General features: G+C 47.3%; 7 protein-coding genes and 1 tRNA gene. 5 read left to right on the forward strand and 3 right to left on the reverse strand.

What is annotated here, in order from left to right; all coding sequences use genetic code 11:
* Positions 1-315: 315 nt before the first annotated feature.
* A tRNA-Asn gene (locus tag A3751_RS11075) sits at positions 316-391 on the reverse strand.
* Between the two features lie 134 nt (positions 392-525).
* Here A3751_RS11075 and A3751_RS11080 point away from each other — a divergent pair.
* Positions 526-1,485: a YheT family hydrolase gene (locus A3751_RS11080; RefSeq protein WP_068455790.1), complete on the forward strand. Its 960-nt coding sequence runs from the start codon at positions 526-528 to the stop codon at positions 1,483-1,485.
* Here A3751_RS11080 and A3751_RS11085 read toward each other — a convergent pair.
* Positions 1,482-2,117, reverse strand: coding sequence for an arylesterase (locus tag A3751_RS11085; RefSeq protein ID WP_068455792.1), 636 nt, complete (start codon positions 2,115-2,117; stop codon positions 1,482-1,484). The genes A3751_RS11080 and A3751_RS11085 overlap by 4 nt on opposite strands.
* 29 nt (positions 2,118-2,146) lie before the next feature.
* Here A3751_RS11085 and A3751_RS11090 point away from each other — a divergent pair, with 29 nt between their 5' ends.
* From A3751_RS11090 to A3751_RS11105, 4 genes are all read left to right on the forward strand, one after another.
* Positions 2,147-2,845, forward strand: coding sequence for an ABC transporter ATP-binding protein (locus A3751_RS11090; RefSeq protein WP_068455795.1), 699 nt, complete (start codon positions 2,147-2,149; stop codon positions 2,843-2,845).
* A complete protein-coding gene (locus A3751_RS11095; protein WP_068455797.1) occupies positions 2,832-5,330 on the forward strand; it encodes an ABC transporter permease in 2,499 nt (832 codons plus the stop codon). The genes A3751_RS11090 and A3751_RS11095 overlap by 14 nt, the downstream gene beginning before the upstream one ends.
* A 13-nt stretch (positions 5,331-5,343) precedes the next feature.
* On the forward strand, positions 5,344-6,030 hold the full coding sequence (locus A3751_RS11100; RefSeq protein WP_068455800.1) for a Crp/Fnr family transcriptional regulator: 687 nt from the start codon (positions 5,344-5,346) through the stop codon (positions 6,028-6,030).
* Positions 6,031-6,132: 102 nt separating this feature from the next.
* Positions 6,133-6,669: a DUF962 domain-containing protein gene (locus A3751_RS11105; protein ID WP_068455801.1), complete on the forward strand. Its 537-nt coding sequence runs from the start codon at positions 6,133-6,135 to the stop codon at positions 6,667-6,669.
* A gap of 51 nt (positions 6,670-6,720) precedes the next feature.
* Here the strand turns inward: A3751_RS11105 and A3751_RS11110 are convergent.
* The coding region (locus A3751_RS11110) for a class I SAM-dependent methyltransferase (protein ID WP_068455804.1) at positions 6,721-7,348 on the reverse strand (628 nt) is incomplete at its 5' end.

The raw sequence follows: 7,348 nt of genomic DNA on the forward strand, positions 1-7,348 counted from the left end.
CATTGTAGTAAATGTAAGCTGGCGGGGCGCTATCTAGCACTGATCAAGAGGCATTTGGCGCGTTTGCTTGGGATCAGTAGTATGCATCTCAAAGAATGTTGCTGGGAGGAAGGGAGAATTGGCTCCCCGATCTGGGCTCGAACTAGGCAAAGTCATGGAGTTTGCCACGGATCCGTTGTATACGTTTCAAAGAATGTTGTTGAGAGTAAGGGAGAATTGGCTCCCCGAGCTGGGCTCGAACTAGGCAAAGTCATGGAGTTTGCCACGGATCCGTTGTATACGTTTCAAGGAATGTTGTTGAGAGGAAGGGAGAATTGGCTCCCCGAGCTGGGCTCGAACCAGCGACCCACGGATTAACAGTCCGTTGCTCTACCAACTGAGCTATCGGGGAACTTCTCAACGGCGCGAATACTACCCAGATCAAAAAAAAGCGTCAACAAAAAAAACGCGCTTATTTGAATTATTTGTACGTGTTAACATTTGGCTCCAAATTTTGTTTATAAATCAACCAGATGAGCGGCGTTTATGCCTGTTGAACACCTTTCTTACCGCCCGCCTTTTTTGCTTAGAAATCCGCACATTCATACCGTGCTTGCTTCGTTTCGTAAGGTTCGTCACTTGAAGCAGCTTCCAATGGAGGAGGTGTTGGCAACTCCGGATGGTGATGAGCTTTATATCGATTGGTATTGTGCAAGCGCTAAACGCTTGCTGATTATAAGTCATGGTTTGGAGGGCAACAGCCGGCGCCCTTATGTTCTTGGCATGGCCGCACAAGCATTGGACACTGGCTGGGATGTGCTTGCCTGGAATTATAGAAGTTGTGCGGGCGTGCCGAACAAGAGGCTGCAGAACTACCATAGTGGATCGACAGAAGATCTTGATCTGCTTGTACGCGAAGCGATAAGCCGAGGCTACGATAAAATTGCGTTGTGTGGATTCAGTATCGGCGGGAACAAGACTCTATTATACGTATCGCGCGAGAAGCAGTATTTACCGACGGAGGTAAAAGCAGCGCTAGCGTTCTCGGTGCCCTGCGATTTGGTGAGCAGTTCGAAAGTATTGGCTAAGAAAACAAACCGTATATATATGCGCAATTTTCTATCCACTCTCGAGGAGAAATTGCGGCAAAAACAAAGATTGTATCCAGATGACATATCGTTGGATGGATTTAAAAAGATTAAGACCTTTGCCCAGTTTGATGAGCGTTACACCGCGCCGTTGAATGGTTTTGACAGTGCGTTGGACTATTGGCTTAAAAGCAGCAGTCTCCCTCATCTTGACTCTATAGAGGTGCCTACTGCGTTGATCACCTCGACGGACGACCCGTTCTTAAGTAAAAGCTGTTATCCGGTTGATGTTGCTGAGAGAAATCCAAACTTCCACCTTAAGCTAACTAAATATGGCGGACATGTAGGTTACATGGCCGACAAACAAATCTACTTTTCAGAGAGTGAGGGGCTAGAATTCTTGAACTCCAAGGTTTAATTGTCCCTAATTACCTCTAGTTCGTCTTGCAGAGCAGATAGGACGTTTTTTAATAACCGTGGCTGTGCTTCGGCGGTGGGGTGTAATTGATCATCTTGCATTAATTCAGGATTGAGCGCGACGCCGTCTAGGAGGAACGGAACGAGGCTCAGCGCGTACTTTTCCGCTAACTCTGGATATACCGCATAAAACGACTCGGTATATCTGCGCCCATAATTGGGCAGAATATGTATTCCGACCAGCATTACGCGGGCGCCGGATTGCAACGATAACGTAATCATCGCTTCAAGGTTCGATCGCATTCGGGGGATAGGAAAGCCGCGCAGGCCATCATTTGCACCTAATTCCAATATGACTAGATCAGGTTGATATTCCTCAAGATGCCGGGGTAAAGCAGCTAAACCGCCCCCCGTTGTTTCACCACTGATGCTGGCATTGATCACCGAATAGTCATCACCTAACTCGGTTCGCAGGAGGTTAACCCAGCCAAGTTCTTTGGGGATGCCATAAGCTGCACTCAAACTATCCCCCATGACTAATATTTTAATCTCTTGTTCATCTGCGGCTATCGCTTTATGCGTAGTTATCAGTAAGCTGAATAGGGAAAGAATGATGATCAGCGGTAAGCGCACTTAAACACTCCAAAAAATTAGAATTATTTATGCTAACTCAAAAGCCAAGAAAAGCACTATCTCTATCTACCAATAATGTGTCCAAATCGGTTCAGTTACCCGACTCGGTGCTGGATGTCTTAACGGATATAAGCTTCGAAGTTCCGCTGGGTGGCTCGTGTGCAATAGTAGGAAGGTCCGGCTCGGGTAAGACAACCTTGCTCGGAATTTTAGCTGGTTTAGATACCCCTTCTGCGGGGACCGTCCGGCTTGGATCGAACGAGCTTGGTTCGATGACTGAAGATGAGCGTGCTGCTGTTCGAGGCGAATCGGTGGGCTTTGTGTTCCAATCTTTTCATCTGCTTGATCATTTAAGTGCTTTAAAAAATGTCATGCTCCCTATGGAGCTAAAAGGTATGAAGGATGCGAAGGTTCGAGCGCAAGCCTTCCTCACAAAAATGGGCTTAGCTGACCGATTGTCGCATCTGCCAAAGCAACTGTCTGGTGGCGAGCAGCAGCGAGTTGCAATCGCCCGCGCTTTCGCATGCGAACCGCAGATTCTCTTTGCTGATGAGCCAACGGGCAATCTCGATGGTGATACCGGTTCAGAGATAGTGGAAAGTTTGTTTCAACTTAATAAAGAGCAAGGCACTACGCTAGTGCTCGTAACGCATGATGAAGATCTTGCGGCGAGATGCGATCAGCAAATTCGCTTGGAGAAGGGGGTCGTTATAGATGTCGCGTCCTAACACTGGTGCGGGGATCGGCTTGCTTCTAAAGCATGCATTTATATCGCTATCTCAGCAGCGCAAGTTGACATCGCTTCGCTTGTTGTTTTTGTCTGGTCTTGTCTCCGTTATTGCTGTTGTCAGCATTCTGTCCTTATCGGATTTTATGAAGCAAACCTTGGTGACTTCATCTAGTGAGTTATTGGCTGGAGATCGTCAATTGGTCAGTCCTCGCGAGGTGCCAGAAGCGTGGCTCGCAAAGTCGGATGAACTAGGGTTGAAACGTTCTTTGGCGGTCGAGTTTCGCACGATGGTTTTTTCTGACGATGGCGCACAATTGGTTGAGGTAAAGGCGGTAGATTCAGCGTATCCATTGAAGGGCGAGCTTAAGTTAAGTCCGAGCTCTATCGCTGTGCAGCAAGGCAAAGGTGTCATGCAAAGCAGACTGTTTAATTTGCTTGGCGTGTCTGTCGGAGACAGTATTGCAATAGGCGAGGCCGACTTTGCGCTTGCTGGTGCGTTGATTCAAGAGCCCGATGTTGGCTTTAACATCGGAGGCTTACAACCAAGAGTCTTGATTCATCGATCGGATGTCGCGCGCACTGAGGTTCTTCAGCCCGGAAGTCGTGCAAAATGGCGTTATTATTTCGCTGGTGATACTGATTCTCTGCAAGAATTCGATTCCTGGATTGAGAGCCGAGTTAATTCGAGTCAGCGTTATCAAGGTGTGCAGGGCGGAAGGCCGGCTATCGCAAGCGCTATCGAACGGTCTGAGTCTTACCTTATTCTGGCATCTAGCCTCGCTGTGTTACTTGGCAGCTTGGCCATCGCTCTATCTGCGCGGCAATATGCGAGTCAGCAAGTCATTGATGTTGCGATTCTAAAAACGCTCGGTTTTACGCCTAGAGATGTCCTCCTCGTTTTTCTTAGTAAGCTGATCGCGCTTTCCTTGGTTATTGTGATTCTGGGCATTCTCGTGAGTAGTCTCATAGCGAGCTATATGCTCGATATCATTAGACCGTTGTTTGAAGGAATTGATCTAAGCTCGCAGTTTCAGTTGCAGGCGTCATCGGTATGGGTTGCTGCTCTGATGACGTCTATCTCGGTAATTGGCTTTTCGTTACCACAAATTCTGTCATTAAGGTCCGTTAGTCCTCATGCTGTTTTGCGCCCGGAGTCTGGGAGGCTCGCAAGCGGTTCTCGGGTAGCCTATTTGTTTGTGGCCGGTTTGCTTGCGTGCTTACTGGTGGTTTATACCGAAAATCTCCGCCTTGTTTTGTTGTTTTTAGTTTCTGGTTTGGCCTTAGTTTTGGTTGTTGGAAGCATCGTGTATTTGCTTGTTAGGTTTGTCTCAGCGGATATTTTGTTGCGACGCCGTGGAAGCGCGCTTTCGCTGGCATTCGATCATTTGAAGGCAGAGCCATCAAAGACTGTTTTTCAAGCCAGCATTTACGCTTTTGCGCTTTGTCTTTTGGCGTTTATTTTTATTGTGAGGGACTCTTTGCTTGTTCAGTGGCAGGCGCAGCTCCCCGAAGATGCGCCTAATCACTTTCTCATCAATATTCGGGATTACCAAATACCCGAGCTCAACGCTGTTCTCGAAGACGAGGGTATAGAGCCATCCCGTCTTTACCCGATGGTGAGAGGGCGCTTGAGTCACATCAATGGTGTTGATGTGAAAGTAGCGGTCACAAAAGACGTTGGTGCTCTAAATAGAGAGCTGAATCTTAGTTGGGTGGGAAAATTACCCGCTGATAACGAAATTCTTAAGGGGCGTTGGTTTGATGAGGATTCATCGCCGCTGACGGGCGTTTCAGTCGAAGCTGAATTAGCTGAAAATATCGGCATTTCAGTTGGGGATGCATTGAGCTTTTCCATTGGTCCACGTCGAATCGAGACAAAAGTGGAGAGTATTCGAAGTGTGCAGTGGGATAGCATGCAGCCAAACTTCTATGTGTTCTTTGAGCCTGGAGGTTTGGATGACTATGAAAGAACCTACATCACTTCGTTTCATCTGGATGCTAACGGTAAGGTGCTCCTGAATAAGATTGGTCGTCAATTTCCAACAGTGAGCATACTTGAGGTAGACGCATTGATTGATAAGGTGCGCGGGATTGTTGCTCAAGTCAGCTTAATGTTGGAGTTAGTTCTATCGATGATTCTCGCAGCCAGCCTGCTTGTCGTTTCAGCAATCACGGCTGCGAAATTGCAGGAGCGAGAGCGAGAAGCGGGTATCATGCGAACGCTTGGTGTGACAGCCAAAACCTTGCGTGCGAGTTATTTTATTGAATTCGCAGCGCTAGGTGCTGTGGGTGCGGCGGCAGGCTTGTTCTGCGCTGAACTTGGTTTAAATCTGGTAACCGGGCTGTTTTTAAGCTCAGAAGTGGTCATTCATGCCGGTTTGTGGCTAAGTTTCCCGCTATTAAGTGCACTTGTACTTGGTAGTCTAGGTTATGTCTTATTGCGCAGCTCTCTCAGAGCTCCACCCATGAGAGTGCTTCGATAGTTAGGGGGCCGCGATGAACGAGTTTCAGAGTGTCTTGGAAAACGGCAAGTGGTTTTCGAGTAGGAGTGACGCCTTCAAATCCGATGTGCTTGAGCGGGCGCATCTGAAATCCATAGAAGCGGGGCAGCGACTTTTCAGTCGAGGAGAGTCTGCCAATGGTGTGTTTGCGGTCTTGGATGGAAGCATTCGAATTTCCGGCCACAACAAAGAGGGTAAAGAGTCTTTACTCACTTTTATCGATCCACCAGATTGGTTTGGAGAGCTCGCGTTGTTTGATAGTGATCCGCGCACGCATGATGCTGTCGCGGCCCTTGATACTGATTTGCTGTTTATACCTCAGAGTAGTTTGGAGGCCTTGCTGACTTTAAAGCCTGTTTATTGGAGAGACTTCGGCATTATGCTTTCAAATAAGCTGCGGCTTAGTTTTGGTCTTATTGAAGATATGGCATTGCTGCCGGCGTCAAAACGACTTACAAAGCGCATCTTCCTGATGGCGGAGAATGCGGCTCTCAATCAGATTCGTTCTGATTTGGTGATCAATGTTGATCAAGCGAGCTTAGCGGCGATGCTCTCGATTTCAAGGCAGACCGCTAATCAGATTCTTCGGGGGCTAGAGGAGCGGGGAGTTATCTCGTTAGAGTATGGAAAGATCAAGGTGCGGGATTTGGAGGCGCTCAAGTTAGCGGCGATGCCGTCTTAAAGTGTCGGCTACATGACAGATTTGCGCGTCACTTCGTTTTACTATTCTCCTCGCACTTCGTTTTAAGATGTCTCACTCCACCAAGATCAAGGACTGTAAAGAATGAAAACGCTCACCGACCAGCTTTCTATGTATGCAAAGTATCACCGTGACCCGCGCAATATCGCGACACATTTTATTGGCATTCCTATGATCGTGTTTGCGATCACCGTACTTTTAGCAAGGCCTGAGTTTGTTCTGTTTGGTTTTGCTTTAACGCCTTCGCATTTGCTTGTGTGTGCCGCTTCGGTCTATTACCTGATGTTAAGTGTTCCGCTAGCGGTGTTAATGACGGCGCTATTCAGTGTTTGCTTGTATTTTTCACAAGGAATCGCAGCTTCGAGCACGGCTGTTTGGCTGGCGTGGGGTGTTGGGCTGTTCGTGGTTGGTTGGGTCTTTCAGTTTGTCGGGCACTTTTATGAAGGCAAAAAACCAGCCTTTGTAGACGATTTATCGGGTCTGTTAATAGGGCCGTTGTTCGTGGTGTGCGAATTCTTGTTTATGATTGGCGTAATGTCTGGGACGAAAAAGGTTGTCGAAGCTGAGGCAGGAGTTGTTGAGCATCAAACCGGGCCGCAGTCCAAGGCACAACATAACTAACTTGCTCGCTGAACTTTAGAGAAAGCATGAGCGACTTAATAGTCGCTTTTTTTATGATGTTCTTTTCTTGTTGGTAAATATAACGACATCCGTGCCAAGTATAAGAAGGTCTCTGTCATAGCTTTTTGCAAGCTTTTCCATTGTTATGTGGCTAAAGAAAGCAATGTGGGTTGGGTCATTTTTATAGTGCCATTGCATGAACGATTTTCGGTCTTGGGGGTGTAGCTTTGTCATTATTCCAACTGGCCCTTTGGTTTTTTCAGTGAGGCTGAAAAGCATTCCAAAGACGTCCTTAGGGTTGGCAAGGTGTTCGACAACCTCTGTAGCGCTAACAAACCCGTAGTCTTTTCCGAGCGTGCTTGTATCGTTTGCGTAGAACTTATCGTAAATAGCGCATTGATGACCTTGCTCTGCAAACATCTTGGAAAGCGTTGGTCCTGGCCCTGACCCAAAATCGAGCCCTTTGCTAGGTTTTGAAAGCATGGTGCTCATCGGGGCAAATAGTCTTCCGAGGAATTTTCGGTAGCGTTCATCCTGCGGATTGTTTTCATGTTGATCGTATATTTTTTTTTCTTCTTCTGAACATAACTGAAATCTAGAAGGGACAAATACAAGGTCGCAGTGTTGGCAATGAAGGTAATCTCGAGTTGGGTTTTGTCCTTGCCAATATAGAAGGCAG

The sequence above is a fragment of the Oleiphilus sp. HI0080 genome, from assembly GCF_001635135.1.

What these genes read in the sequence shown, in the direction of transcription:
- A3751_RS11080 (WP_068455790.1), top strand. Translation starts at nt 526, where the DNA reads ATGCCTGTTGAACACCTTTCTTACCGCCCGCCTTTTTTGCTTAGAAAT.
- A3751_RS11090 (WP_068455795.1), top strand. Translation starts at nt 2,147, where the DNA reads ATGCTAACTCAAAAGCCAAGAAAAGCACTATCTCTATCTACCAATAAT.
- A3751_RS11095 (WP_068455797.1), top strand. Translation starts at nt 2,832, where the DNA reads ATGTCGCGTCCTAACACTGGTGCGGGGATCGGCTTGCTTCTAAAGCAT.
- A3751_RS11100 (WP_068455800.1), top strand. Translation starts at nt 5,344, where the DNA reads ATGAACGAGTTTCAGAGTGTCTTGGAAAACGGCAAGTGGTTTTCGAGT.
- A3751_RS11105 (WP_068455801.1), top strand. Translation starts at nt 6,133, where the DNA reads ATGAAAACGCTCACCGACCAGCTTTCTATGTATGCAAAGTATCACCGT.